26 protein-coding genes are annotated in these 26,391 nt (G+C 51.9%); 14 read left to right on the forward strand and 12 right to left on the reverse strand.

The genetic code is table 11. From position 1 onward, the window contains the following. Positions 1 to 20 precede the first annotated feature (20 nt). Both MKX50_RS08380 and MKX50_RS08385 read left to right on the forward strand, forming a co-directional pair. A complete protein-coding gene (locus tag MKX50_RS08380) occupies positions 21 to 395 on the forward strand; it encodes a cytochrome c (RefSeq protein ID WP_213588981.1) in 375 nt (124 codons plus the stop codon). Further along, positions 392 to 988, forward strand: a complete 597-nt coding sequence (locus tag MKX50_RS08385; RefSeq protein WP_213588980.1) for an SCO family protein — start codon at positions 392 to 394, stop codon at positions 986 to 988. The genes MKX50_RS08380 and MKX50_RS08385 overlap by 4 nt, the downstream gene beginning before the upstream one ends. Here MKX50_RS08385 and MKX50_RS08390 read toward each other — a convergent pair. The 4 genes from MKX50_RS08390 to MKX50_RS08405 form a co-directional block, all read right to left on the reverse strand. Further along, on the reverse strand, positions 977 to 2,467 hold the full coding sequence (locus tag MKX50_RS08390; RefSeq protein ID WP_213588979.1) for an oligosaccharide flippase family protein: 1,491 nt from the start codon (positions 2,465 to 2,467) through the stop codon (positions 977 to 979). The two genes, MKX50_RS08385 and MKX50_RS08390, sit on opposite strands and share 12 nt — an antisense overlap. Before the next feature lie 83 nt (positions 2,468 to 2,550). Beyond that, positions 2,551 to 3,678 carry an amidase domain-containing protein gene (locus tag MKX50_RS08395; protein WP_339159140.1) on the reverse strand — a complete coding sequence of 376 codons (1,128 nt, stop codon included), beginning with the start codon at positions 3,676 to 3,678 and terminating at the stop codon, positions 2,551 to 2,553. Beyond that, entirely contained in the window at positions 3,659 to 4,315 is a 657-nt protein-coding gene (locus tag MKX50_RS08400) for a class F sortase (protein ID WP_339159141.1), read from the reverse strand. The genes MKX50_RS08395 and MKX50_RS08400 overlap by 20 nt, the downstream gene beginning before the upstream one ends. Positions 4,316 to 4,363: 48 nt before the next feature. Then, positions 4,364 to 4,639, reverse strand: coding sequence for a hypothetical protein (locus MKX50_RS08405; RefSeq protein WP_213588977.1), 276 nt, complete (start codon positions 4,637 to 4,639; stop codon positions 4,364 to 4,366). 156 nt (positions 4,640 to 4,795) lie between these two features. On the opposite strand from MKX50_RS08405, the gene MKX50_RS08410 reads away from it, so the two are divergent. Continuing rightward, a complete protein-coding gene (locus MKX50_RS08410; RefSeq protein ID WP_213588976.1) occupies positions 4,796 to 5,512 on the forward strand; it encodes an HAD family hydrolase in 717 nt (238 codons plus the stop codon). 19 nt (positions 5,513 to 5,531) lie between these two features. Here the strand turns inward: MKX50_RS08410 and MKX50_RS08415 are convergent, their stop codons facing one another. From MKX50_RS08415 to MKX50_RS08435, 5 genes are all read right to left on the reverse strand, one after another. Further along, positions 5,532 to 6,647 (reverse strand): YheC/YheD family protein, encoded by a 1,116-nt coding sequence (locus MKX50_RS08415; RefSeq protein ID WP_244996326.1) that lies wholly within the window; start codon positions 6,645 to 6,647, stop codon positions 5,532 to 5,534. Positions 6,648 to 6,683: 36 nt separating this feature from the next. Next, complete coding sequence (locus MKX50_RS08420; RefSeq protein WP_213588974.1) at positions 6,684 to 7,808, reverse strand: YheC/YheD family protein; 1,125 nt, start codon at positions 7,806 to 7,808, stop codon at positions 6,684 to 6,686. Then, positions 7,808 to 9,181, reverse strand: a complete 1,374-nt coding sequence (locus MKX50_RS08425) for a YheC/YheD family protein (protein ID WP_213588973.1) — start codon at positions 9,179 to 9,181, stop codon at positions 7,808 to 7,810. Before MKX50_RS08425 ends, MKX50_RS08420 begins: the two co-directional genes overlap by 1 nt. Before the next feature lie 75 nt (positions 9,182 to 9,256). Then, the gene (locus MKX50_RS08430) at positions 9,257 to 10,378 is read right to left on the reverse strand and encodes a YheC/YheD family protein (protein WP_213588972.1); all 1,122 of its coding nucleotides are present in this window, start codon (positions 10,376 to 10,378) and stop codon (positions 9,257 to 9,259) included. A gap of 15 nt (positions 10,379 to 10,393) precedes the next feature. Continuing rightward, on the reverse strand, positions 10,394 to 11,761 hold the full coding sequence (locus MKX50_RS08435; RefSeq protein WP_213588971.1) for a YheC/YheD family protein: 1,368 nt from the start codon (positions 11,759 to 11,761) through the stop codon (positions 10,394 to 10,396). Positions 11,762 to 11,940: 179 nt separating this feature from the next. On the opposite strand from MKX50_RS08435, the gene MKX50_RS08440 reads away from it, so the two are divergent. The 4 genes from MKX50_RS08440 (at position 11,941) to MKX50_RS08455 (ending at position 15,399) form a co-directional block, all read left to right on the forward strand. After that, positions 11,941 to 13,107: a DUF445 family protein gene (locus MKX50_RS08440; RefSeq protein ID WP_155609243.1), complete on the forward strand. Its 1,167-nt coding sequence runs from the start codon at positions 11,941 to 11,943 to the stop codon at positions 13,105 to 13,107. Positions 13,108 to 13,137: 30 nt separating this feature from the next. Next, entirely contained in the window at positions 13,138 to 13,485 is a 348-nt protein-coding gene (locus MKX50_RS08445; protein ID WP_155609242.1) for a YlbF family regulator, read from the forward strand. Between the two features lie 117 nt (positions 13,486 to 13,602). Continuing rightward, positions 13,603 to 13,920 carry a hypothetical protein gene (locus tag MKX50_RS08450; RefSeq protein WP_339159144.1) on the forward strand — a complete coding sequence of 106 codons (318 nt, stop codon included), beginning with the start codon at positions 13,603 to 13,605 and terminating at the stop codon, positions 13,918 to 13,920. A gap of 141 nt (positions 13,921 to 14,061) precedes the next feature. After that, on the forward strand, positions 14,062 to 15,399 hold the full coding sequence (locus MKX50_RS08455) for a DRTGG domain-containing protein (RefSeq protein WP_155609240.1): 1,338 nt from the start codon (positions 14,062 to 14,064) through the stop codon (positions 15,397 to 15,399). A 143-nt stretch (positions 15,400 to 15,542) separates the two neighbouring features. Here the strand turns inward: MKX50_RS08455 and MKX50_RS08460 are convergent, their stop codons facing one another. The 3 genes from MKX50_RS08460 to MKX50_RS08470 all read right to left on the reverse strand — a co-directional run bounded on the left by MKX50_RS08460 (position 15,543) and on the right by MKX50_RS08470 (position 16,769). Continuing rightward, positions 15,543 to 15,854, reverse strand: coding sequence for a YtpI family protein (locus MKX50_RS08460; protein WP_155609239.1), 312 nt, complete (start codon positions 15,852 to 15,854; stop codon positions 15,543 to 15,545). A gap of 91 nt (positions 15,855 to 15,945) precedes the next feature. Next, complete coding sequence (locus MKX50_RS08465) at positions 15,946 to 16,443, reverse strand: hypothetical protein (protein ID WP_155609238.1); 498 nt, start codon at positions 16,441 to 16,443, stop codon at positions 15,946 to 15,948. Continuing rightward, positions 16,440 to 16,769, reverse strand: coding sequence for a YtrH family sporulation protein (locus tag MKX50_RS08470; protein ID WP_155609237.1), 330 nt, complete (start codon positions 16,767 to 16,769; stop codon positions 16,440 to 16,442). Before MKX50_RS08470 ends, MKX50_RS08465 begins: the two co-directional genes overlap by 4 nt. Before the next feature lie 201 nt (positions 16,770 to 16,970). On the opposite strand from MKX50_RS08470, the gene MKX50_RS08475 reads away from it, so the two are divergent. From MKX50_RS08475 to MKX50_RS08505, 7 genes are all read left to right on the forward strand, one after another. Continuing rightward, a complete protein-coding gene (locus MKX50_RS08475; protein WP_155609236.1) occupies positions 16,971 to 20,732 on the forward strand; it encodes a DNA polymerase III subunit alpha in 3,762 nt (1,253 codons plus the stop codon). Between the two features lie 633 nt (positions 20,733 to 21,365). After that, positions 21,366 to 21,857: a phosphatidylglycerophosphatase A gene (locus MKX50_RS08480; RefSeq protein WP_155609235.1), complete on the forward strand. Its 492-nt coding sequence runs from the start codon at positions 21,366 to 21,368 to the stop codon at positions 21,855 to 21,857. Between the two features lie 135 nt (positions 21,858 to 21,992). Next, the gene (locus MKX50_RS08485; RefSeq protein WP_110933485.1) at positions 21,993 to 22,181 is read left to right on the forward strand and encodes a glutamate decarboxylase; all 189 of its coding nucleotides are present in this window, start codon (positions 21,993 to 21,995) and stop codon (positions 22,179 to 22,181) included. Positions 22,182 to 22,266: 85 nt separating this feature from the next. Next, positions 22,267 to 23,160 (forward strand): acetyl-CoA carboxylase, carboxyltransferase subunit beta, encoded by an 894-nt coding sequence (accD, locus tag MKX50_RS08490; protein ID WP_339159148.1) that lies wholly within the window; start codon positions 22,267 to 22,269, stop codon positions 23,158 to 23,160. Further along, entirely contained in the window at positions 23,161 to 24,258 is a 1,098-nt protein-coding gene (locus MKX50_RS08495; RefSeq protein WP_213588969.1) for an acetyl-CoA carboxylase carboxyltransferase subunit alpha, read from the forward strand. It abuts the gene before it with no gap. 122 nt (positions 24,259 to 24,380) lie between these two features. Further along, on the forward strand, positions 24,381 to 25,802 hold the full coding sequence (gene pyk, locus MKX50_RS08500) for a pyruvate kinase (RefSeq protein WP_155609234.1): 1,422 nt from the start codon (positions 24,381 to 24,383) through the stop codon (positions 25,800 to 25,802). 111 nt (positions 25,803 to 25,913) lie between these two features. Further along, positions 25,914 to 26,333, forward strand: a complete 420-nt coding sequence (locus tag MKX50_RS08505; protein ID WP_155609233.1) for a thioesterase family protein — start codon at positions 25,914 to 25,916, stop codon at positions 26,331 to 26,333. Positions 26,334 to 26,391: the final 58 nt, after the last annotated feature.

A 26,391-nucleotide genomic window follows, 5' to 3' on the forward strand; every position in this document is an offset into this window, starting at 1 on the left:
TCGATAAGGAGAGAACGCGAATGAGAACGGGAAAAAGACCGTTGCTGCTGCTTGTAATGGCATTCGTTTTACTGGCTGTAACCGCTTGCGGTCAATCTGCTTCGACGGATAGCGGTTCAGCCTCCTCGCCAGCCGGAAATAAGGCCGATGCCAAGCCGACGTTAATCTACAAACAGAGCTGTGCCAGCTGCCACGCCGTTGACCTTAGCGGAAAGGTAGGGCCAAGCCTGCAGGAAATCGGCTCCAAACTGAGCGAGGAAGAAATTTTCGAGGCGATCAGTTCGGGAAGGCCGGGGATGCCGCCTTTCGAGAAAAGGCTGAAGACCGAGGAAATCCATGCATTGGCTGCTTGGCTTGCCAACCATACGGCTTCTGATGAAGGGGCGGACCAATGAAGCATACGAAACGGATCATTGATATCGGAATTATTGCCTTGCTTGTTGTTGCTGCAGCCGGGTTGCTTGCTTTTTCCTGGGGAGGGGGCAAGCCGAATGATCTCAGCATACCAGTGGGATCGTTCGAGTTCACCAACCAGGACGGCGGCCAGGTAGGTCTGGACGATTTAAAGGGCAAGGTTTGGGTCGCCCATTTCATGTTTACGAATTGCTCTACTGTATGTCCGACCCTTACTGCGAACATGGCGAAGCTGCAAAGCGAGATTAAATCAGCCGGTCTTAAAGCGGATCTCGTATCTTTTTCCGTTGATCCCGAGAAGGACACGCCGGAAGCCTTGAAGACTTACATCAGCAAGTTTACGGATGATCTGAGCAACTGGCATGCTTTGACTGGCTATTCGTTTGAGGACATTCAGGCCTTTGGTCAACAGAGCTTTAAGACCGCCATCCAGAAGGATGCCATTGGGGATCAGGTCATTCACGGCATTTCCTTTTATCTTGTGGATGCTTCGGGAACCATCGTGACGAAATACGACGGGCAGGATCCGCCTTACAGCCAAATTATTAAAAATATCAAAGCGTTATCCCGCTGATAATTTTCCTTTAAACCGAATGAATAAGAAGGCGCCGGCAGCCGAGAAGAACAGCACGGTTTGCAGCATGAAGCCGGATAAGCTGTCAGAGCCGCTCCCCCAGTGCTTTGAGATCAATTGGACCAGGAACATGGAACCGACTAATATCAATGTGTCTGCGAAGAGGGCGGGGAGCAGCCGGACCATACGGGCCAGCTTGAACTTTAAGGCGTATAAATTAACGAGTGCAGAAATCATCTCCATGGCCAGAATGCCGATCGCTGCCCCGATATAACCCCAGCCAGGGATCGCTATAAGCACATATTGGATGACGATGGAGCAGCTTATTCCGGCAAACAAACCAAAGAAGGTTATTTTCTTGATGTCCTGCGACCATAAAATGCTCGTGGATAGTTCGCGAAAGCCGACGATGACGGGAAGAAGGGCTAAATAACGAATGGGCTCTGCGGCCTCGGAAGTATTGAAAATAAACGTCGCCAGCTCAGGAGCGTATACATATATGTATATAGCCGCGGTTAATCCCCACAGCCAGGCTGCCTCCAGGGATAAGGAGAGCAGCCTGCGGAAGTCGGTCCAGAGTTTCTGTTGGGAGTAGCTGGCCAAACGCATGGTAACGGTATGGCTTAGAGCCTGGGTGACAAGCGTAGGCGTATAGGCCATGATGGCAGCCATCCCGGTAATTACACCGTACATGGCGGTTGCGCGGGAGGTGTCGTAGCCGGCAACCATCAGCCGGCCCGGGATCAGAAGCGCATCGATGAAATCGGAGACGGGAATGAGAAGACGCGTCAGCGAAATAATGAAGGATGCTTTGAATAGCCAGACGAACGGCAGCTGGTGGACAGATACCGATGCTACCGGGTTCTTTCGCTGATCAGTAGACACATATAGTGTCAGCAGCGTGTAAGAGACGAGGACGCCGATAAATGCAGCTAGCACCCCTCCGCCAACTGCAATATGTATGCCTTGGGGCAATAGGCAGCCGACGATGATGAGCATGAAAAGAATTCGGCTTCCCTGCTCTGTCAATTCAGACAAGGCAATGATGTTGAACCGCTCCAGCCCCTGCAAATATCCCCTTAACAAGCCCAATAATGGAGCCGCGAAAATAGCCGGCGCCAGGTTCTGCAAAGCATATTGCAGATCCGGATTCCCCAGCATGCCAGAAAGCGCGGGGGAATTCCAAAAGACGATCATGCTCAAAATCCCCCCGAATAGAACAAGAAAGAGGGAGACCCACTTAAAAAAATGCCAACCGAACCATGGCTTTTTTGCGGTAATAATGGCCAGGGCAGTTGGCAATCCTCCGGAAATCATAAGCAGCAGCCCATATAAGGAATAAGCGATTTGGTACAATCCGATACCTTCAGCACCTACGAGTCTCGTCAAGACGACGCGCCCGATAAGGCCGATCAATTTCACGACGGCCATTGCCCCGGCTCTTATCGCGGATTGCTTTAACAGGCGGGATAGTTTCATAAGTCCTCCAGTTTAGCGTCGATATCTTCAATTTCCATTGTATGACGTTAAACTGCAGTTATGCTGACAAGCCCGCATATACATTAGTCTCTAATGTGTACCAGTAAGTATTTGGTATACTGATCCCACCCCAGGTCAAAGGGAACGCGATAACGGTCGGCCGAATGCGAATTGACGAGAGGATAGCCGTAATCGTCGAATCCTACCACGATGGAGAAGTGATCCACATCGCTGCCGCTAATGATATATCCGATCAAATCGCCTGGCTGAATATGTGAAATTGCTCCATCCGGATATTTGGCCGAAGGAGCGATAATATCCCGGAAATGTCCCCTGGCAAGCAGTTTTCCGTATCCGGAATATATCAGGAAATTATAGAAGGAATCCGTCCGGATCCACGCTTCGCTTCCGCCCTTCTTGGCAAAATATCGCCATGATCCGGTCATCGGCAGCCCTCCGCCTTCCTTTTCGTCGCCAACAGCCTGTGATGCGAAATTGGTACAATCGCCGCCCTTGCCGGAGTAATCGGCATATTTGCGGTTATACCTGTGATTATTGCCGGCGCCCCAGGCTGTTCCCGCATATTTATTCGCATACTCCACGGCACGGGCCCGGCGGTATTTTTTGCCGTCCACGGGCTGCTGCCGATAATTGACAGAAGGGGAGGTTCCATCATCCGTCACCGCAATTTTGTTCGGATTCTCGTCCAGAGGGTCCAGATACCATTCCTTATGGACCTTCCAGTCGTCATCCAGCTTCTTTAATGTAAGATAATGTTCAGTTCCGATTCCGAACGACTGAACGGGCACATTTTTGTTGGTATAGGTGTAATCCACCTTCAAGGAATGAACCAGGGATATTTTTGCTGTATCCTTTGAGGTTCTCAGACGCACGATTCGTATTTCGCTATTGGCCTTAACGAGCTTGATGGCCCTCTTGATCGCCCATTCGTTAAGATAATTCGTTCGGTTAACTTCATTGTGGAGAGCGTGCTTGCTCACTTTGTTGTCATGAAGATAAAGTTCTTTTAATCCATCCGTCTCCCGGCTGACAAGAATATCAGCTCTCTGCTTGTACAGCTTATCCAAAAAGGCGCGTACCTCTTGTTCCTCTTGATCGCCCGAAGCGGCATAAACCTCCGCTTTGCAGGAAAGTAAGGTCAGGCAGAGGATAAGGATGGCTGCTACAAATTTATTGGTCAAGTTCATCATCACCGTCCAGCTTGGCAAAAACGATCAGTCTTTGCTCATGCTCCTTTTTTTTTCTGCTGTATTTTCCACTGCATGTCACCAGATTCAACCTGTGCTCTGTCGTATCCCCGAAAACCCGCTCGACGGGTGCTTCCGATGTAGGGTAGGATTCAACGGCCTCCACAATATAGGTCAATTTCTGTTTGGCATGATCTCGTACAATGATTGAATCGCCTGGCTTTAACTTTTTCAAATTAAAAAAAATAGCCGGGCCGGTATAGCTATCGACATGGCCGTCCATCACCATATTTCCAGGTTCCCCTGCAAGTACGCCCGGATGCAGGACGCCGACGATATCCGTATGTTTCGGAACATCCATTTGCCCGTCCTCAAGCACCCCCACCGGCTCAACACTAGCCTTTACCTTAATGGCAGGAATTATGAGCTCTGTTGGCATAAACGGTTTGGGTAGCGGCCTGCGCATGTTCTTCGCCGGCTGCATTTCTGTGTCATTCACCATTGGGGGGGACGGCGGGGAGGGCAGGGATTGGGAATGCGGCTGTGGCTTGATGTTCTCCTTCGCCTGCTTGGCAGGACCGCAACCTGCGCAACTGACGGCTAAAACAATGGTAAACAGAATAACTAATCGTTTCATCATGATTGTATAAGAGAGAAAGAGGGAGCGAGCCCTCTTTCATCCTCCTTCTTATTCTGTTTGCTCGCTAGCTCCGCCAAAACCAGTCTTCGGCATTTTGGTAGCCTTAGTTTTAATGCCCTTGGTTTTGATGCTTTTGGCTTTAATGCCTTTGTGGTGAGTTGACTTGGCTTTCGTTTTGTGAGTTTTATGAGTCTTATGCGTTTTATGCGTAGACTTGGTGTGCATTCCCTTCTGCTCGTGCTGATTGGCCGGAGCCGCGCTTACAGCAGAAGCTAAAGAGAATAGCAAACACGCCGATAATAGGGCAGCAGACAATTTCTTCACAGTGTTTCCTCCTTGAGTTTTATTTTATTTTTCCCCACAGATAGGATATCCGCTGTACGTTTTTTCTAAGCAGGAAACTTATAGATAAACGGGGTTTACAAGGTTTGCTCTTTCGAATATCATGGGGCTAACACAACGACAGGAAGGAACGCTGACATGGAAACCACTCGACTTACGAAACCCGAAGCCATGATCTTTGATATGGATGGTACGCTGTTCAAAACGGAGACGCTTCTGATCCCTGTATATCATCGCTTGTTTGATCAGCTTCGCGCAGAGAACTTGTATGAAGGGGAGACGCCCCCCGAGGAAAGAATACTTGGCGGATTAGGCATGCTGCTGGATGACATTTGGAAAAGGGTGCTGCCGGACCACGATGAAATCGTGCACCGGCGTGCGGACGAATTGCTGCTGGAGCTGGAGCTGATCGGTCTGAAGGAATATGTTACAGAGCTGTATCCGCAAGTAGCCGAAACGCTGAAGCAGCTTCACCAGCGCGGAATCAGGCTCTTTGTAGCCAGCAATGGGCTGGAGCACTATGTAAAAGAAGTAGCGAATGCACATGGCATCTTCTCGCTGTTTGAGGGAATCTACAGCGCAGGCGAGCATCAGACGGCGACCAAAGTCGATTTGGTCAGGCTTCTGCTCGATAATCATGGCGTAAGCAGCGCCTGGATGATCGGGGACCGATCTTCTGACGTGGAAGCGGGCAAGGAGAACGGCCAGACCGTCATCGGCTGTGCGTATGCCGGGTTTGGCCAAGGACAAGAGTTAAATGGCGCCGATCGGCTGATCTCCTCGTTCTCCGAACTGATCGCCCTGTACGACCAGGCAGAGGAAGCGCCCGAAGCGAAGCGATCCGCCCAATTCTAGAAGCAAGCCGCTCTTCCGGTCAGGAAGAAGCGGCTTTTTGTTTGTGCAGCCACATGGCGTATTCAAGCGGTCTTGCAATGGCTGCCCGGTATGCTTCGGGATCGCCGGACTGGTTGAACACCTCTCGGGCGGGCTTGGGATTGACCTCCAGCAAATAGACTTTTCCGCTGGGATCGATCGCAAGATCGAGAGCCAGCTCGCAGAGCGCGCCGTAATTCGCCTCAAGCGTTGCTGCGACATCGATGCTCAGTTTCTCGGCTGTACGGCGTATTTCTACGCGCTTCTCCTCGCTATGGGAGGCAAGCTTCAGCAGCGTGTTCATAGGCACGGCATGCCCGCCGCCGTGCAGATTGGAGGTCACGCTTCTCGGAGGGCCGACCCTTCCGGCACATCCGGTCACCGCCCATTTTCCGGCCCCGTTCTTCTGAACGAGCATGCGGAAATCATGTACCCGGCCGTTTGGTAGTTTAATTTCAATCCCCTGCTGAACGAGATAGTTTTTTTTCGCTTTCCAGCGGATTAAATATGGAGCCAGCCTCGCCTTATGCATTTTTTGCGCCGGGATAATTTTTCTGGCGAGCGTTCGGCCCTGGATCAGGTAAAGCTCCTTCCCCAATCGGTCGACCCGCAGTATTCCCCTTCCACCGGTGCCCTGCATGGGCTTAACATAAACACACGAATAATTCCGCATGAATCGATATACGTCGCTCATATTCTGAAATATGGCGGTTTCCGGTAAATGGGGCCTGAATCTTGGTTTGCTGGACAGAAGTTGGTAAATCGCCCATTTATCGCGAATCGGCCGGTTCAGGAATGTGAAGCTGCTGTTATAGCGATTGCGAAATTTGACCAACTGCTCGAATCGCTTGTTTTTCTGAATGCGCCCCCGGTCGAAGATAAGATTCGGAAAGCTGCGCCATTTGCGCGACCATTTCTTTGATTTTAGATCAAATTGCAGGGAATGAATGAGTTTCTTCTCATGATGGACATCCATCGGAGTGAATACGAAGACATCCAGACCCATCTTTTGGCCTTCAACGATCATTTTCTGGTATATATGTCGTTCCTCCAGCTGCTTCTTATCATTCATATACAGCGTCAATATGCCAAGAACAGGTTGCGACAATACGTTCACCTTCTTTATACGGTAGTCGGTTCACAATATTCCGGCTTAAGCGGATGGGTTCTTGGGTTGACTGGCCAAATGCTGACTGTATTGAAAAATTCGTTCGAGCGATTTTTTGCGGATTTGCGGTTCATCGAATTTCATCGGTTTGCTGTTCGCCTCAAAGAACCACATGTTTCCTCCAGTATCAATGCCGAGATCCATCGACATTTCACCAAGCATATGCCCTGATGCTTTTTCAATTTGCTTGGCGATGAGCACGGCGTTGGATCTCAGGCGATTAATGATGACGTTGGTCATCTCGCTGCCGAAAGTAGGGGTTAACAGCTTTTCGGGCGATTCGATGCTGCCGCCTTGAGGCACATGGGTAGTAATTCTTTTAAGGCCAGCGAGCCGTGCGCCAACGCCAGTGACCATCCATGCGCCTTTACCTGTTTTTTGCACGAGTATGCGCAGGTCAAAATTGCGGTCCCGGTATGTGGTGAGTTTGATGGCTTCCTGCATAATATATGGAGCTTTTCTCATTTCTCTTCTTATTCGTCTCCAGAGCAGGTCTAGCTTGTCGGTCCGGTAAACGATATTTCTGTATCTTTGGCCCTGGATCGTTAAACGAAAAGGTTTTTCATGCTCCTCCTCATATTGCAGGAGCATGATTCCTTTGCCGGCCTTGCCGGATTCCGGCTTTAAATAGAGGCGCCCGTAGATTAGGAGCATGGCCTCAAGCGTTCGGGGACTAAGAAGTCTCCTGGTATTTGGAACAAACGCTTTAGTAGAGCGGTTCCGCTTCAGCCATTCGAACAGCTTGCGTTTATTGAAAAAATAGGGGTTGTAGATATGAATCGTTCGATGCTGGATGCATTCATCGATTTTTTTGCGGACATTACGTTTTTGCTCGTCTTCCCGGTGTGGAATCCGATTATAGACGACATCGGGAAGAGGAAACCACTGCTTCGACCAGGTTTTACTCTCGGAGTTGTAATAGTACCCCCGGATCCGTTTGGCTGACAGCTTCAAATCCTTTGTAGTCACGACGTAGACGGGAAAGTCCAGATCCTTGCCGGTATTTATTATATCTCTGAAGTTGGCTTTATTTCCGCGAAAAAGGGATTCCGGGTCTTCTACGGTCAGAACGGCAACCACGGGTTTTTTTTCAGCGATGTGCTGGATCATTAGCCTTCCCTCCTGCGGAATTTACTAAGATAAAGGCAGTGCTCCAAAATATGCTCAACGGATGCTTTTCCCTCGGCTCTTAGAGATGGATGCTGGAATATAGATCTTCCCGGCTTGGCATTAGCCTCGAACATCCATATTTTCTCGTCCTTGTCTATTCCGATATCGAAGCCGATTTCACCAATCAAATGCTGGTGGTGATACTCTATGGCTTGGGCCAGCGTAATGGCGACGTTCTTGGCATGACGCAGCACTTCATCGGCTCTTGAGCCGAAGGCGCGGCCAAGCGCCTGTTCGGGAGTCAGCAGCGAACCTCCGTTCTTAAGATGGGTTGTTACGCTGCCTTTTCCTGCTTTCTTGGCTCCGATGCCGACAACAACCCAGTTGTTCCTGCCGTTCTTATGCATATGAAACCGGAAGTCGATGGGACAGCCGTCAATTTCGATTAGTCGGATACCCTGCTGCGCTACGTAGCTGCGGAGCGACCGGCCATGCCTTGCTTGGAGGGTGCGCATCAGGCTGCCGAAGGAGCTGAATCGCAGCAGCGCATTTTTCCCCCGCAGACGGTAACGGGCATAATAACCGTTTTTTGGGATATAGGAAAGTCTATAAATGCCATTTCCCAGGCTTCCGTTATTCGGTTTGTAATAAATGAGGGAGTGGCGGTCAAGCAAATCTTTAATTTGCTCGGGTGTAGGGTTCATAATGGATTCCGGTACGTAACGGTTGACCATGGGATCTCGTTCCAGCAGCTTATATATATCCGATTTGTTAAAGAAGCTCCAGTTGAAGAACGGAATTTTCTTGCGAATGAACCGCTCCCGAAGCAGGCCGATGGACGATGTCGTCTCGGCCCGTCGGCTGGGCAGGCGGTTATAGACGACATCCGGCAGCGGAACTGTTTTGCGGTAAAAATGCCCGGATTCGTTCAAAAAATAGCCGTTGACGGTTTCCTGTTCCCAGTTGATATCCCGCGGGGTAAAAGCAAATATATAGGACTGTTTGCTTCCCAGCTTCAGAAGCTGCTTGATGAAGGTTGTTCTGGAACCGAACCGATTTTGGGCGGAACCTGCGGGGCCGTCTGATAACACGCCGATTAGCGGGCCCAGATGTACCTCGCCATCTTGATTGCTGCGAAGGTATATGGCTCCTGATTTCGGAATTTTGATTCCTTTACGAACGCTCGATGCAAGGTAGATATGGTTGCCTGGTTTGTTAATCGGTTTGACTGTTGCAGGAATGCGGTCTTGGCCCAGTCTGAGATGAACGGACTTCTTCCCTGATAATTTCAGGTTCTTCATTAATGATCCCGACACGTAGACGACCCTTTGGGGCTGCTGCGTGAAATGGACATTGCAGTAAGTCAAACTCATGAATTTATCCTCCTAATCGTTTTGCGAAGCAAAACAGCTTCCAATGCCAGACTCAAAGCATAATACTGCATCAGGCTAGGCTAGAGTTTTGCGAAGCAACAAGTATCGTGCATACTGTATCGGGTTTTCCACGGATTTTCGGGCGCCTTGCATATCGCCGATGCGGAAGAAGGATGATCTGCCCGGCTTGGAATTGACCTCGAGAATCCATACATGCCCGCCCGGTTCAACGCCAAAGTCGATTCCGAGCTCTGCGAGCCGGCCAAAATGGGATTCCAAATGCTCAGGAATGGCTTCTGCAAGACGCTGAATAATTCGTACGGTCTGAATGCCGCGGTGTTCGCCGAACTCTTTGATCAGGTAAGGAACGGCTTTATGCGCAGTTCCGCCGCCATGCAGATTAGAGGTGAGGGAGTGCTTGCGTCCGGCTCGTACTGCCATACCTGTCATGCTCCACATGCCATTTTCATTTTTTTGCATAAGTACTCTGACATCGAAAGGTTCATCCCTGCTATTGTTCAGCCGCAGGTAGGGCTGCAGCAGGTATGCCCTGTTCGCGATGAACCGGTGTATCCAATCCAGTCCATCTTCCTTGGAGCGGAATTTTTTGCGGAACAATTGATTACTGCCGCTTCTGCCTGTGATTATTAGCCCGTCTCCTAAACTCCCCTTGATATTTTGGACATACAATGTCCGCTTTCCGTGCGTACCGTTTTGCGGCTTCAGGAAGGCTCCACCTTCCTGTGCGAGCAGCCACCGGTTCAAATGTTCAGGGCTTTCGTATCGAACCGTATCGGGAAGGTAGGGGGCTATGAAGCGATGTTGTTTGAGTGCCTGGTAGACGGACCATTTGCCGGTAAGAGCGCGTGCTAGATAAACAAAGGGCTGCTGCTCGGAAAGGGACGCCAAACATCGCTGCTTGCGCCGCTGCTGTCTTTTGTCGTGGGAAATGCAGCGATCGTAAATGATATCAGGAGCCGGAAACGGCTTCCGTATCCATTTGCCGTTCTCAAACGTATATCCAGGGATGCTCCTGCTGCCCGGGGTAACCCACCCCGGACAAAAAACATATATCGTCATTTTCTGCCGGCGGCCGATATGACATAATTGACGGCAAAATGCCGCTTCAGCAAAAGGAAGGGGGCCTGCGCATTCGCTAACCATGATGCCTATAATGCCTTGTGAAGAGGGATTCATCGGATTCCTCCTTGCTTAGAAGCCGGACAAGAAGCGCGAATATTCGATCACTTGCTTGACGGAAGGGCGTATTTTGCTCCCGCCAAGCGGCGTATTATCGTTTTTTGAAGGTTTGGAATTCACTTCAAGCAGCCAAATGCGGCCATGCTGGTCGACTGCGAGATCAATGCCGAGTTCTCCAAAATGAGCCGGAATTTGTTGGTCAATGCCAAGCGCGATGTCGAGAGCCGCCTTCTTGAGCCTGACATTTAACCTCTTCTTGGCTGCCGGGGGGAGTGTGCTGCGCGATATCGCATTCTTCAGCGTGCAGAGCGAGCCGCCTCGCGCCAGATTGGATACGAAATGCTGATCATTCGCAATCCGGGCGACAACGGAGGTAACGCTCCATTTGCCGAACCTGTTCTTCTGTACTAATGCTCTGAAATCCACTGGCCGCCGGTCCATAAGTATCAGGTGTAGTCCTTGCTGGATCTGGTACCGCGTCGATTTCATTTTCCCGGATAGGGCCGTGAACAACTTGGAAAGACTGGCGTAATTGTGCTTCTGGGTGCCGCCGACTTGAGCGGTCAGCGTCTGATATGCGCCGCCGTCCAGCCGGGATATGCGGATAATCCCTTTGCCGAGGCTCCCTTTGATTGGCTTGAGGAACACGATAGGGTGCCTGCTGCACATCGATTTCAGCATGGCGTAATTGCGGAACAAGTGTGATTCTGGCATATATCCCGCCAATGAAGGAGCCTTGCCAAGCGCATCGAAAACCTCGGTTTTATCCAGGAATTTTTCATTGAAGTAATGGCTGCCGTAGAGGGATTTTACTTCTTTCATGAAATGCTGTACGCTAGGTTTATTCTCCAATTTGCGCGATGTCAGGCGATTATAGAACACGTTTGCGGCCGGAAGCTCGGTTTTCTTCCAGCCATCTGCATAAAGCCATCCCGTCACCTTCGAGCTGCTGCTTCCGATATGGGACGGGGTAAAGAAATAAACAAAGACACCTTGTCGTTGACAAGCATTAGCGAGTTCCCGGCAGAACTGGGTGATGGGGCCAAAAGGCCTTTCTGTTACATCAGGGTAATCCTGGCTGATTAGGACACCGATAATCGGACCAAGCTGAATGGTGGAGGATTGGGGGCGATAAAAGATCCGAAGCGTCGACCTCGCTGGAAGAGCCATGCTTTTGGCAAGTCCTTGGCTGATCCGGATCCCGTCTAACCGGGATAAGGGAATGACTTTGACATTGTGCCGGAATGAACCGAAGGATAGCTGAAGCGGCTGATTGGTCGGAATTTTCAGCTGCTTAATCAGCAGCTCTCCGAGCACGAGACAGTCATCCTCCAGCAAACCCGGTTTCATGATCTGTACCTTAATTTTTTTGGAGTGCATGAAGCGGATCTCCTTCCAAGCTTAGGCTTGATGTCTTGGATGCGTCTTCGTAAATACATGTAATGCATCATATGAGGACATAGAATCCTTGGTGATTAACCTATCCTTGAAATAACTTTGCACAGTTCAAGATGCATATCGGACATATTTTTAAGGGACATACAGGGAGGATTTGAAGGTTGGCAGACTGGTTATACATTGTAGTTAGCGTCGCCATAGCTGCGTTTGTTGGCGGAGTCACGAATCATTTTGCAATAAAAATGCTTTTTCATCCGAGAAGCCCGGTTATGATCGGCAAATGGCGCGTCCCGTTTACACCGGGGCTAATTCCAAAGCGAAGGGAAGACATTGCAGAGTCTTTAGGCAATGTGGTCTCCGATTATCTCGTTACGGCGGAAGGGCTGCAGGATATGGTAATGCGGCCGGAGTTTCGTCTTCAGGCAGAGGAGAAAATGGGCCAATTATTAAACCGCTGGGTTAGCAGCAGTCTGACGGTAAAGGAAGCAGCCTTGCGAATCTGGTCGGAAGAGGAGTGGGAAGCCGTTAAAGGCAGATCAGCCTCAGCCCTCACGGCAATTCTTCAGTACGGTTTCCGGCATGCATGGCATAAATACGGCTGGGAACAGAAGCCGCTAAAAAGCTTGGTCCCAGGCTGGTCAGAGGATAATCGTCAAGTGTGGAGCGAAGCGGCAGCCGATGTGATTCTAGATGCCGTAGCGGAGGAGCTGCTCTCCTCGCAAGGGCAGCGGCTGCTCGCCAAAATGGCCGCCGGACTTGCGGACAATGCAGGCGGATTTCTCGGTACGATGGCCGCGATCTTTTTGGATGAGGAGAAGCTGGTCCAGAAGCTTACGCCTACCCTTGTCCGCGCTTTGCAGGGCGAAGAAGCCCGCGCAAAGGTCGCTTCCGCGATCCGAGCGCGCATGGAAATTTACGGCGAGAAGCCGGTCGGCGAGGTGCTGCGCTCTTTGGCGGGGAGCGAGCCAGAAGCCTGGATCGGGGAGAAGCTGGACGAGCTTCCGCTGGAGGCATGGATGGCCAAGGCTGAGGGCGTAAAGCTAGCTTCACTGCTTGAGCCGTGGTACGGTCAAGCTGCAGCCGCGGTACCCAGCCTTGCGAACCGCATGCTGCGCCTGATCGCTCGCGTCATACCGCCAGCGATGAAGGCGGTCCGGCTGCCGCAGCTCGTGAAGGAACAGGTTCAGAAGTTTCCTGTTGAACGGCTGGAGGAGGTAATACTCAGCGTCTCCGGCAAGGAATTTAGAGCCATTACCTGGCTCGGTGTACTGCTAGGCGGCATGATTGGGCTGATCCAGTCCTTGTTGCTGCTGTGGGTTGGGCGTTAATGATTTATTACATTTTAGGAGGATATAACAATGAACATTTATGACAAAGCACATGATCTGGCAAAGGCGCTTAAAGAAAGCCAGGAGGTGTCCGATATCACTTCGGCGATGAAGCTGGTGGACGCTGACCCGGAAAGCAAACGGATGCTGGATGATTTTCGCCAGAAGCAAAATGAAGTACAACAGCGGATGATGAGCGGGGATATGCCATCTCCCGAGGAAATGGAGCAAATGGAAAAACTGTTCGAGGTGTTGAGCTTGAATTTGAACATTCGCCGCCTGTTCGATGCCGAGCGCCGTCTTAGCGTCATCATTCAGGATGTAAACAAAATCATTACGGACAGTCTGCAGCACCTGTACGGTTCGGAGCTTTCTTAATCTGGCAACGCAATACTATTTTTTGGCCAAGTCTCATATTAGCCGCATCTCCTTCATAGACTAGAAATATAGATTTGTTTATAGATTCGGATGAAGGAGCTGCGGATGATGAAAACAATGAGAACACTGCAACTAATCAAGAAGGAAAAAAAGCGGACCAAATGGAAGCACGCCATCTATTTGATTTTAGCCCTAGGGATGCTTGTATATGCTCTTCCGCTGATCTCATTTGGTCCAGGCGCAGGCTGGATATCGATTTTTGGCATCGCTTGGGCGGCCTTTGCCTTTATGGTTGTTGGCGCGCACCTGCATTTTCTGCTGGGCGTGAACGAGGAGAAGCAGCGGTCCCTCGAAGCCGTTCGCCGCGCCAAACTGCGCGAATGGCAAAACAAGCTGCAGAAAAAGGAATGGCCGGCGGAGAGCAAGCAGGGATAGAGCAGCAAGCAGCAAGTTTGAAAATGACGTAAGAACCGCACTTCATTGCCGCAAATGCCGGCAGCGGGGTGTGGTTTTTTTGTGGTACAATTGTGTATAATAGATACAGATTGGTACAGATTTGAACGGGAGGTGTAACAGTTGCAAGGGCATGAAGAGAGCATTACAAAGCACGAACAACTGCTACAGTATATCGAAGGGCTGAAGATCGGTACGAAAATTTCAGTCCGCAAGTTGGCGCGAAGCATGGGCGTCAGCGAGGGAACGGCATACCGCGCGGTTAAGGAAGCGGAGAATCTCGGCATCGTCATTACGAAAGAGCGGATTGGCACGGTTCGGGTCGAGAAGAAGCCGCGCAACATTTCCGATCAGCTGACCTTCGGGGATGTCGTAGACATCGTCGAAGGGCATGTGCTAGGGGGCGGGGAAGGCCTGGATAAGACGCTGCACAAATACGTGATCGGCGCGATGAAGATCGACGCCATGGCCCGGTACATCGACGCCGGGAGCCTCCTGATCGTCGGGAACCGGGAAGATGCGCATTCCTTGGCGCTGGAGCAGGGCTCAGGCGTGCTCATTACCGGGGGATTCGGGACGAGCCGTGAAGTGAAGGCGCTCGCTGACAGGCTGAGCCTGCCGATCATTTCATCAAGGCATGATACGTTTACCGTCGCTTCAATGATCAACCGGGCGTTGTTCGACCGGCTGATCAAGAAGAAGATTATGCTGGTCGAGGACATCGTTGCAGCTAAGCCAAGGCCTAATATGCTGAAGGTGAACAGCAATATTTCGGATTTTGACCAGCTGTCCCTCGAAACGGGCATGCAGCATTTTCCGGTCGTCGATGAGTGGAACCGGGTCATCGGCATCGTCAGCCGCAAAAATGTCGAGGACATTGGGGGCGGAGACCACTATATCGAGAAATGCATGGTCCGCCATCCGATTACAGTGGGGCTGCAAACCTCGCTGGCTTCGGCGGCGCAGATCATGGTATGGGAGGGGATCGATTTCCTGCCCGTCATCGACCGCAACCGGAAGCTCGTGTCCTCCGTTACCCGCAAGGAGGTGCTGCAGGCGATGCGGGATGCCCGCAATGAGCCGCAGCTCGGCGAGACGTTTGAGCATTTGATGTGGAATGGCTTCGTCGAGGAGCGGGACGAGGAGGGGCGGCTGTTCTTTCACGGCATCATCACACCGCAAATGTCGACGGATATCGGGACGATCTCCCATGGCGTGCTGACCTCGATCATGACTCAGGCCGGCCTGATTGCCGCCAAGGATGCGGGCGGCGGGGATTATGTCGTGGATCATCTGACGACCTATTTTGTCCGGCCTGTGCAGATTGAGAATGCGGTCGTCATTACGCCGGTCGTTCTGGAGACAAGCCGCCGGGCCTGCAAGCTGGAAATCGTTATCACCCACCAGGACTTGCTGGTCTCCAAGGCAGTCATGGCTTTGCAGTCGATCGACCATGCCTGATTTGCATATGGTCCGGCGGCGAATTTAACGACAGCCTGCTTGAAAACTGAAGAGTTTCTGGATAACGGCAAAGGACAATGCCTGACATGCTTGGTTAAGCGCAGGATTGTCCTTTTTTTTGGTACGGAAAAAGCATAGGTCTGTTAGGATTGGTTGGATTCAGCGTTATAACGCGACCAGAGCCCGTGATTGCGGATGCCGGCGAATATATTAAAAGCGCCCAATACCATGAAAATGGCTCCGATCACGACGCGGATCGATGAACCGCTGAAAATAAACATTTGGATCAACGCAAGAATGATAAGCATGAAGCCCATGCTGATATTCATTTTAGCGGCTGACAGGCCGCGAATCTTGCCATCTATGGAACGTCGGGACTTGATGCTGAAGAAGACGGAGAACACGCATGAAATCAATAGTCCGGCATACAGCACGTATTGAATACTTTCGATCATGGAACGGAAACAGCTCCTTTTTATTTGCAAGTGGCTTTGAAATGATTGCGCAAACTACGCAATATTATTGTAATCGCATACGGACAAAAAGTCAGCCCCTGATATACGGCCGCATGTCTATCCACACCTGCAGCACACCTTCGCTGACAAGCATCGTTTTGATCTGAATGCTGTACTCTTTGTCGCGAACAGCGTATATTTTGCGGTCAAGCAGGGTCCGCGCCATCTTACCGTCCGAGTCGATTTCGAAAATGCTTCGGCCGCGCAGGACGTCAAGCTCTTCATGCAGCTGCTGTACGACCTCCTTGACAGCAAGCGAATCAAGCGGAGGGTCGCGATCTTCGACACGGATTTTGACTTCTTTAATGACCGTCGCCCGCTTGTTGTATTTTTTCAGCGTCTTGTTATCTTCTTCCGCTTGGTACAGCTGGATTTGCAGGTCTTTGTTCTGGATCCAGAGCGTGTTGTAGCTCGTCTGGTAAATGACATTATACACGACGCTTCCCGTAACCATGCCTAGGATGAAAACCGCCGTCAATTGCATAAACCTTCGGAAATCCTCCATCGTCGGCCGACGAAACGGACTCATCCCCGACTGCCTCCGCATACCCACCGGACAAGCTCCGATCCCATATGCGCGCCAAGGAATGCAAATAACAGGTATAGTATTTGCTTGATCGCCGGCGATAAGTTCCCGTCAAAGAAATTGCTTTCGATGACACGCATCGGATCGATCGTCCCTCCTACCGCGGCAGCCAGTGCCCAGATTTTGATCCGATCCGCCACATCCAGCATCGTCTGGGTTGGCGGCTGCAGGGATATGACGGCACCAATCCCCCCAACCAACGCCCCTCCCAGCACGATACCGAAGGCGATAAAGAAGTCCATTACCGCTTTGGTCAGAAACGTGCTCATGCTTCAAACTCTCCTTTCTATCGGCGAACTCATTCCGAAGGGCCACACGGCCTTGCTTCGCTTGTCCTCTTTACCATTGTATGGGCGCTTTTCAGCCCGATATGATAAAATATTTTGAGAGGTTGTTTAAACTTGATCTGAATCAGGATGTTTAACTTGATTTGTTAATCATAGGGATTGACTTGGAAAGGAAGGAGACGCATGAACGAATTTGTTCATTTGCACGTGCATAGCGAGTACAGTCTGCTGGATGGCGCCGCCAGACTTCAGGATTTGGTAGCGAAAGCGGCAAGCTTCGGGATGAAGGCGCTGGCGCTGACCGATCACGGAGTCATGTACGGGGCGGTTCCTTTTTATAAATATTGCAAGGCAAACGGCATTAAGCCAATCATAGGCTGCGAGGTGTATTTTACGGCCGGATCGCGCAAGGAACGGGGCACGCGGAAGGAACAGCCGATCCACCATTTAATTCTGCTGGCCAAAAATGAGACGGGCTACCGGAATCTGATGAAATTGTCCTCAATTGGTCATCTGGAGGGCTTTCATTACAAGCCGCGGATCGATTGGGAGGCGCTGGAGCGGCACAGCGAGGGACTTGTCTGCCTAAGCGCCTGTCTTGGCGGGGAGGTGCCGCACCATCTGCTGCACGGCAGGTACAATGAGGCGCGAAAGGCCGCACAGCGCTATCAGGCGGTATTTGGCGAGGATTTCTATATCGAGCTTCAGGATCACGGGATTCCGGAGCAGAAGAAAGTGCTCCCTGAGCTGATTAAGCTCGCCGAGGAGCTGAATGTGCAATTGGTGGCAACCAACGATGTGCACTACTTGAATCAGGAGGATGCCGAGGTACAGGATGTGCTGATCTGCATCGGTACGGGCAAGACGATACAGGATGAAGAGCGGCTGCAAATCCCGACAGATCAGCTGTATCTCAAAAGCGGCGCCGAGATGGCGGCGCTGTTCCCGTATGTCGCCGAGGCGGTCGCCAATACGAAAGCCATTGCCGACAAGTGCAATCTGGAGCTCCAGTTCGGGCGGCATATTCTGCCGGCCTACCAGCCGATACCGGACGGGATGACCTCTGAAGCTTATTTGGCCTCCCTATGCGGGCAAGGGCTTGAGGAGAGATACGGCCATCTTGACATGTGGCGGCAGGAGCATACGAGAGAACAGCTTCATCAGCGGCTGCATTATGAATTAAGCGTTATCGGCAGCATGGGCTTCTCGGACTACTTCCTGATCGTCTGGGACTTTATCGCCTATGCCCACAGGCAGGGCATCGCCACCGGTCCAGGGCGCGGGTCCTCGGCGGGCAGTCTTGTGGCATACGTACTGAAAATTACCGATGTCGATCCAATCAAATACAATCTTCTGTTCGAGCGGTTTCTTAATCCTGAAAGGGTGACGATGCCGGATATCGATATCGATTTCAGCGATGAGCGGAGGGACGAAGTTATCGCTTATGTGGCAGACAAATACGGCGCCGAGCATGTGGCGCAGATTATTACGTTCGGCACGATGGCCGCGCGGGCTGCGGTGCGGGACGTCGGCCGCGCGCTGAACATCCCATTCGGCGAAGTAGATAAAGTTGCGAAGCTGATTCCCGGCAGCCTTGGCATGACGATCGAGCGTGCGATCCGGGAGAGCTCTGAGCTGAAGGGACTCTATGAGTCGCAGCAGCGCATTCAGGGCCTGCTGGACATGGCTCGGAAGGTGGAGGGAATGCCGCGCCACGCTTCCACTCATGCTGCCGGCGTCGTCATCTCTCGGGATCCGCTGACGGATACGGTGCCGCTGCAGGCTGGAGGCGAAGGAACGCCGCTTACCCAGTACTCCATGGAGCATCTGGAAGCGATCGGGCTGCTCAAGATGGATTTCCTGGGATTACGGACGCTGTCGATTATCGAGCGCTGTATGAACTGGATCCGCGAGCAGGAAGGAGAGGTGCCCGATTTTCGCCGGGTTTCCGATGACGACCCGCAGACGTATGAAATGCTCGGCCGGGGAGAGACGACGGGCGTGTTCCAGCTGGAGTCTGCGGGGATGAGGCGGGTGCTCAAGGATTTGAAGCCCTCCACATTCGAGGATATCATTTCTGTTCTCGCCTTGTATCGGCCGGGTCCGATGGAGTTCATTCCGAAATTTATCGCAGGCAAGCACGGGCAGACCGCCGTGGAATATCCGCATTCCGACCTGGTCCCGATTTTGAAGGACACGTATGGCATTATCGTTTATCAGGAGCAAATTATGCAGATCGCTTCGAAGATGGCCGGTTTTTCACTCGGCGAAGCTGATTTGCTGCGCCGGGCCGTCTCGAAGAAGAAACGCGAGGTGCTGGATGAAGAGCGGGGCCATTTTGTGTCGGGAAGCCTGTCCCAGGGATACCAGGCAGAGGATGCGAATGCGGTCTACGACATGATCGTACGTTTCGCTGACTATGGATTTCCTCGCGCGCATGCTGCAGCCTACGGGGTTCTGGCCTTCCAGACGGCATATTTGAAGGCGCATTATCCGGTTTATTTCATGGCATCGATGCTGACAGCAGTCATGGGCAGCCACCGCAAGGTGGCCGAGTACATTATCGAATGCCGCCGGATGGGAATCACGGTGCTTCCTCCAGACGTAAATGAGAGCGGTATTTTATTTACGCCGCGGTTAGCCGCCGCAGCCGCTGACGGGGAGGCCGTACGGCGGCAAACGGCTCTGGCGGGTGCGCCGGCAGACAAGCCTTTGAAGGCCGCGGAAACGGCCGCTGCTTATGATCTGGAGGAATCTGGGGCTGCAGAAACGTCCGCTCCTGCTGCCGAAGAAGGTGTGCAGGGAGTGATCCGCTTTGGCCTGGCGGCGATCAAAAATGTCGGGACTCAGGCGATGGAGAGTATTTTGCGGGAGCGCCAGGTGCGGCCTTTCGACAGCCTGCTCGATTTTTGCCGGCGGGTCGATCTTCGCACCTGCAACAAGCGCGTGATTGAGTCCTTGATCCAGGGCGGCGCTTTCGATTCGCTGCCGGGTCACCGGGCCCAACTGCTCGCCATGCTGGACGAGACGGTGGAAGCGGCGCTGAAATGGCGGAAGGAGCGGGAGGATTTACAAATTCAGCTGTTTGATTTTGTGGAGACGCCAAATTGGAACATTGAATACCCCGACATTCCTCCGTTTAGCGCGGGACAGCAGCTGGACCTGGAGCGGGAGCTGTTAGGCTTGTATTTGTCCGGCCATCCGCTTGACGATTATGACGAGCTGCTTGACGGCGAAGGAATCGACCGGCTGATGGATCTTGCGGAGAGTCCTGACGGCAGCAGGATAATTGTCGCCGGCATGGTCGTATCAGTGAAGGCGATCACGACCAAGCAGGGCAAGGCGATGGCCTTCATGGAGCTGGAGGATCAGGTCGAGCGCTGCGAGGTCGTGCTCTTTCCCGAGGTGTGGCGGCGCAGCGGGGAATTGGTCGCCAAAGGCGCCCTGCTGGCGCTGCGTGCCACCGTCCAGCAGCAGGACGAAGGCTTCAAGCTGCTAGCCGACGAGCTCGCGCCGCTTAGCGCCGCGAGCCTGGCGCAGCTTCGGCGCAGCCGCGGGGGGGCACCCCGCGGCGCGGGCGGGGCCAACGCGCAGCCGCAGCCTGCAGCCCGGCGCGGGTCTGACGCCGCATTGGCGGCGTCGTCCCGCACGGCTGCAGCGCAGCGCAGCGAGGCCCCGGGGGCTGCGGCCGGAGGCGCCCGCGATGCGAAGACGCCGGGGCAGCGCGTCTTCATCAAGATTTCGGCGGCGGCGGAGAACGCCCGCCTGCTGGAGAAGCTGAAGGCGCTGCTTCAGCTTCATTCAGGGCCCGTGGCCACGGTGCTCTATTATGAGAGCACCGGGAAGCTGCTTGCGCTGAGCGAGCGCTACAGCATCAAGCCATCGCCTGAGCTGTTTCAGGAGATGGAGCACATGCTCGGCCCCGGAACGGTCAGAATCAAGTAGCAGCGCTTGCCGTACGGGGCCTTCCGTCGATCGGAATCTATTATCTTCTGATAGGATGCTTGACCTGCAACCGTCTGTTAGCCAGTGCCTGTCAGAACCGCACAGACGCTTCAAACGTCCCGCCTCTTCATAAGGAGTAGTTTTATGCCCGAGTCCTGACTGAAGCTGCCAGAAGCACCTTCTGGAGCCTTATAGGCCGCAGTGGACAGGGAAGTGGGGAGAATCGTTTTGAATTAAAGTTGGAAGAGCATTATGTTAAGAGCCTTATTCTGTATTTCAGGATAAGGCTCTTTTTAATTTTTATTTACGGATGACCCGCTTTAACTCAGCCAGATATTAAATTACGGCGGTGCATGGCGGGCTGCAATTCTCCTGCCTGCGCTCTATTAACATATTTTTACGACAGTTTTTACGAACATTCTGAGCAGTCCCTGCATACACTTATGAACACAGCATCTGTGTTGTCCCCTATCATCTTTGGCTGAACTCCATCCGCTATTTATCAATCTCAGGTCATCTTCTAGCAATGATAGATGCGGAGCCGGCGGGAGGTTCGAAAGTTGTTGGGAAGATGGCGAAAGACAGACGGAGACATAAGTACGCGAACATTGGGAAATGCGGGAGGAATGACGGATGTCGTATGAAATTGCCAAGGCCCAGCTGCACCGCAGAGGGGTTGCTTTGGAGGATATTGCTGAGATCGTATATTCGCTGCAGGCGGTTTATCATGCCGATCTGACGATGGATAAATGCCTGGACAGCGTGAAGGCCGTCTTGCAGAAACGGGAAGTTCAATATACCTTATATACAGGGATTGCGCTGGATGAACTGGCGGAGAAAAAGCTTTTGCCGGAGCCGCTGCAGGCGATCATGGAGGCCGATGAGCCGCTCTATGGCGTCGATGAGACGATGGCGCTGGGCATTACCAGCGTGTTCGGCATGATCGGGCTGACGAGCTTTGGCTACCTGGACAAGGTTAAGCCCAAAATTATAGGCCAGCTGAATAACAAAAAAGGGGAAAGGATTCACGTTTTTCTTGATGACTTGGTTGCAGGGCTGGCGGCTGCGGCGTCGGCGCGGATCGCCCATAAGAGCGATTCGGCGAATGATTATTCCGCGCCTTGAAGCTCCTTTTAGCATAGTCCACTTGTTCATTGTAAATTAGCTTTTGCCCCTTTGTTGCGGGATTTTTGAAAATTATGTTATCATTACTCTATTATACGGGCTCAAAACGAAAGGTTAGGGGGCTTTGGTAAGGACATGTGGACTGTAATGTATATTGCGCCTACCGCCAAAATTGCGGATATGATTAAATCGAGGCTTACGGAAGAAGGCTTTCTCGTCCAAACACGTCCTGTCAATTTATCGAAACAGCAGTTTGAAATTTTGGTTCCTTCGGGTGAGCTCGAAGAGGTTCAAGAAGTGCTGAATTCCATTTTGCATCCTTGAGTACAAGGTGAGGGCAAATCAGTAAAGCGATGTATCCTTGACTGTAGGTGCGGCCTAATAAATTAACGGCTGAAGAGGTGTAGTTGTGTTTAAAGATTTGTTCCATAAAAAAAGAAAATACGCGACCATTCCTTCAGGAAGTTTAGGGAATGAAGACAGTGTACAGCCGGAGGAAAGGCCCAAGCGCGAAATTCCGGAAGGCCTGATGAATAAATGCGGCAAGTGCGGGAGTATTCAGTACAGCAAAGAGCTGGAAAAGAACTTGAAGGTGTGTCCTTCATGCGGTTACCACATGCGGCTGAATGCGCTTGACCGGATTCGCATTACACTGGATGAGGGCAGCTTCGTTGAATATGATGCTGACCTGATTTCCGTGGATCCTTTGGAGTTCCCGGGCTATGCCACGAAGCTGGAGCAGCAGACGCTGAAATCGGGCCTCCGCGAGGCGGTGGTCACCGGACAAGGAACGATCGGAGGCTTGCCTGCGGTCGTAGCCGTCATGAGCTTCGATTTCTTTACGGGGAGCATGGGCTCCGTCGTCGGGGAGAAGATTACCCGGGCGATTGAGGCTGCTATAGAGAAACGGCTTCCGCTTATTATTTTCTCCACATCGGGCGGCGCCCGCATGCAGGAGAGTATTCTGAGCCTGATGCAAATGGCCAAGACCAGCACGGCTCTGGCGCGGCTGAATGAACAAGGCGGACTTTACATTTCGGTCATTACGGACCCGACCACAGGGGGCGTATCGGCTAGTTTTGCCATGCTTGGAGATATTATTATCGCTGAGCCGGGAGCGGTCTTTGGCTTTGCAGGCCGGATCGTCATTGAGCAGACGATTCGCCAGAAGCTGCCGGACGATTTCCAAACTGCGGAATTTAATTTGCAGCATGGGCAGCTGGACATGGTCGTCCATCGCAAAGAGATCAAAGCGACGCTATGCAAACTGCTTGACCTGCACGGCGTGAAGGGAGGAGTTTAAGTGGCTGGAGAATTGCCTTTTGAAACGTCCCTGGTGAAGCTTCGCGAGAAGATTCAGGAGCTTGAGCAGTTTGGAAATGAGAAGGGAATTGATTTCACAGAAGAAATCGCCAGACTGGAGGAACGCTACAAGCAGCTTGAGGACGAGATTTACAGCAATATTTCACCTTCCCAGAAGATGCATTTGGCGCGTCATCATCAGCGCCCTACGTCGCTTGATTTGATAAATCTCATCTTTACCGATTTCATCGAATTGCATGGTGACCGCGTATTTGGCGATGATCTGGCCATTGTTGGCGGACTGGCCAAATTGAACGGTATGCCGGTAACGGTCATCGGGCAGCAGCGGGGCAAGGACACGAAGGATAACATAGCCCGTTTCTTCGGGAGTCCGCATCCGGAAGGGTTCCGCAAGGCGCTGCGATTAATGCAGCAGGCGGACAAGTTCAAACGCCCGATCATTACGTTCATCGATACGAAGGGAGCTTACCCTGGCATTACTGCTGAGGAGCGTGGCCAATCCGAAGCGATTGCCCGCAATCTTCGCGATATGGCGATGCTGCGCGTGCCCGTTGTATGCGTAGTCATTGGCGAAGGCGGCAGCGGAGGCGCTCTGGCGTTGGGCGTCGGAAACCGGGTCGTCATGCTGGAGAACGCGATCTACTCCGTTATTTCTCCGAACGGAGCAGCCTCCATCTTGTGGAAAGACGCCTCCAAAGCGGATCAGGCCGCAGAAGCGATGAAAATTACGGCACAGGACCTGCTGTCGATGGAGGTCATTGAAGAAATCGTGCCGGAGCCCCGCGGGGGAGCCCATCGGGATTACGAGTCTACGGCGGAATCGATCAAGAATGCTCTCGTGCGCCAGCTTGAGGAATTGTCTGTGTTGAATGCGGACGAGCTTCTGGAGGACCGGTACCGTAAATTCCGTAAGATCGGCCGTTTTGCCGAGGCGCGCAAATCCGACAAGCCTACGGCAGATTCTGCAGCGGATGACCGTCCACACGCAGGCGACACCGCCCCCGAATCTGCAGCTGAAAGCGAAAAAGACGCAGAAAAGAGCGCCGTAGCAGACGCTGCAACAGTGGGTAAGGAGTAGTATAAAATGCTTCAGATCTTGACGATATGACAAACTTCCTATACAAAATGGGAAAACTGTAGTAAATTTAGATGTTGGAAAAGACGATATAGAGAGAACAAAACAAAACGGAGGAAACCCAAATGCGCAAAACAAAAATCGTATGTACTATCGGTCCTTCAAGCGAATCGTTAGAGAACACCAAGAAATTGATCATGGCCGGAATGAATGTCGCTCGCCTGAACTTCTCCCATGGAGATTTTGAGGAGCATGGCAATCGGATTAAAGTGATTCGCCAAGCGAGCGAAGAGCTGGGGAAATCAGTCGCCATACTGCTAGATACGAAAGGTCCGGAAATCCGCACCGGCAAACTGAAGGAAGAACCGATTGAGCTTGTTCAGGATGAGTTCATTACCTTGACGACAGAGGAGATCCTCGGTGACAAGGACCGCATCTCGATCACTTATCAAAATCTTCCGCATGACGTGGAAGTTGGTTCGACCATTCTAATCGATGACGGATTGATTGGCCTAACCGTAGTTGATATCCAAGGTACGGAAATCAAGTGCCGCGTAATCAACGGCGGTCCGATCAAGAGCAAGAAAGGCGTTAACGTTCCTGGAGTTGACATTTCCCTTCCGGGCATCACAGAGAAAGACGCTAACGATATTCTATTCGGGATTGAACAGGGCATCGATTTCATTGCCGCATCCTTCGTACGTAAAGCTAGCGACGTTCTTGAGATCCGTCAATTGCTTGAGCGTCACAATGCATCCCACATTCAAATCATCTCCAAAATTGAGAACCAGCAAGGGATCGACAATTTGGATGAAATTTTGGAGGTTTCGGACGGCTTGATGGTTGCCCGCGGAGACCTTGGGGTTGAAATTCCAGCGGAGGACGTACCTCTTGCTCAGAAGAAAATGATCGAGAAATGTAACCGGGTAGGCAAGCCGGTTATTACAGCCACGCAAATGCTGGATTCCATGCAGCGCAACCCAAGACCGACACGCGCGGAAGCTAGTGACGTTGCGAATGCTATTTTCGACGGTACCGATGCAATCATGCTGTCTGGCGAGACTGCGGCAGGTAAATACCCGGTTGAGTCTGTCTTGACGATGTCCCGCATCGCGGAGAAAGCGGAATCTGCGCTGGAGTATCGCGAAATTTTCATTAAACAGAGCAATGCGCAGCAAACCACGGTTACAGAAGCGATCAGCCAGGCTGTTGCCAACTCTGCGCTTGAGTTGAACGCCAAGGCGATCATCACTTCGACGGAAACCGGTTATACGGCCCGTATGGTGTCCAAATATCGTCCGAAAGCTCCGATCATCGCGGTGACGACACAGGACAACACCATGCGCCGTCTCGCTTTGAACTGGGGAGTGACGCCTGTTAAAGGCGACGTGGCTTCTTCCACGGATGAGATGTTCGATAATGCAATGAAGGGCGGACTGGACAGCGGAGTAGTCAAAGAAGGCGATCTTGTCGTAATTACGGCAGGAGTACCGCTAGGACGTTCCGGTTCCACGAACCTGGTTAAAATCGGCCAAGTTCGCAAATAGTTTGCGATAGCTTATATACGATTAAGGATAAATGGACAAAGGCAATGGGCATCCGGAGTTACACCGGATACCATTGCTTTTTGTTTCCTGACCAGAAGGAGGAGAAGGCATATGTATGTCAGCGAGCAGGTGATTGTTCCGAAATATTTTGAATTCGATATGATGGGCATTATTTATCACGCCCATTATTTGGGATGGTTTGAGCTTGGGCGAACCAAGCTGTGCGAGGATCTGGGATTCAAATATATCGATATGGAGCGGGCAGGCTATATTTCTCCGGTTCACGAGATGAATGTGAAATATCATAAGGGCATTACGTATGGAGATGAGGTCATCCTTCAGACCCGGATTTTGGATAACGGGGGCGTCAAGACGGTTTACGGCTACGAGCTCTTCAACGGGGAAGGGACGTTGTGCGTTGAAGGAAAGTCTTCGCATTATGTCGTGAGACGTGAGGATTTCAAGCCGGTAGCCTTTAAAAAGGTATTTCCAGAATGGTATGCGGCATTTGACCGGGCAAGCAAACTTTGAAAAAGCGGGCATGAAGCGGTAAAATACTCTTATTGACTATTCTCATCCCACCGGATGT

It is taken from the genome of Paenibacillus sp. FSL W8-0186, assembly GCF_037969765.1.
In the GTDB taxonomy this organism is placed as follows: Bacteria; Bacillota; Bacilli; order Paenibacillales; family Paenibacillaceae; genus Fontibacillus; species Fontibacillus woosongensis.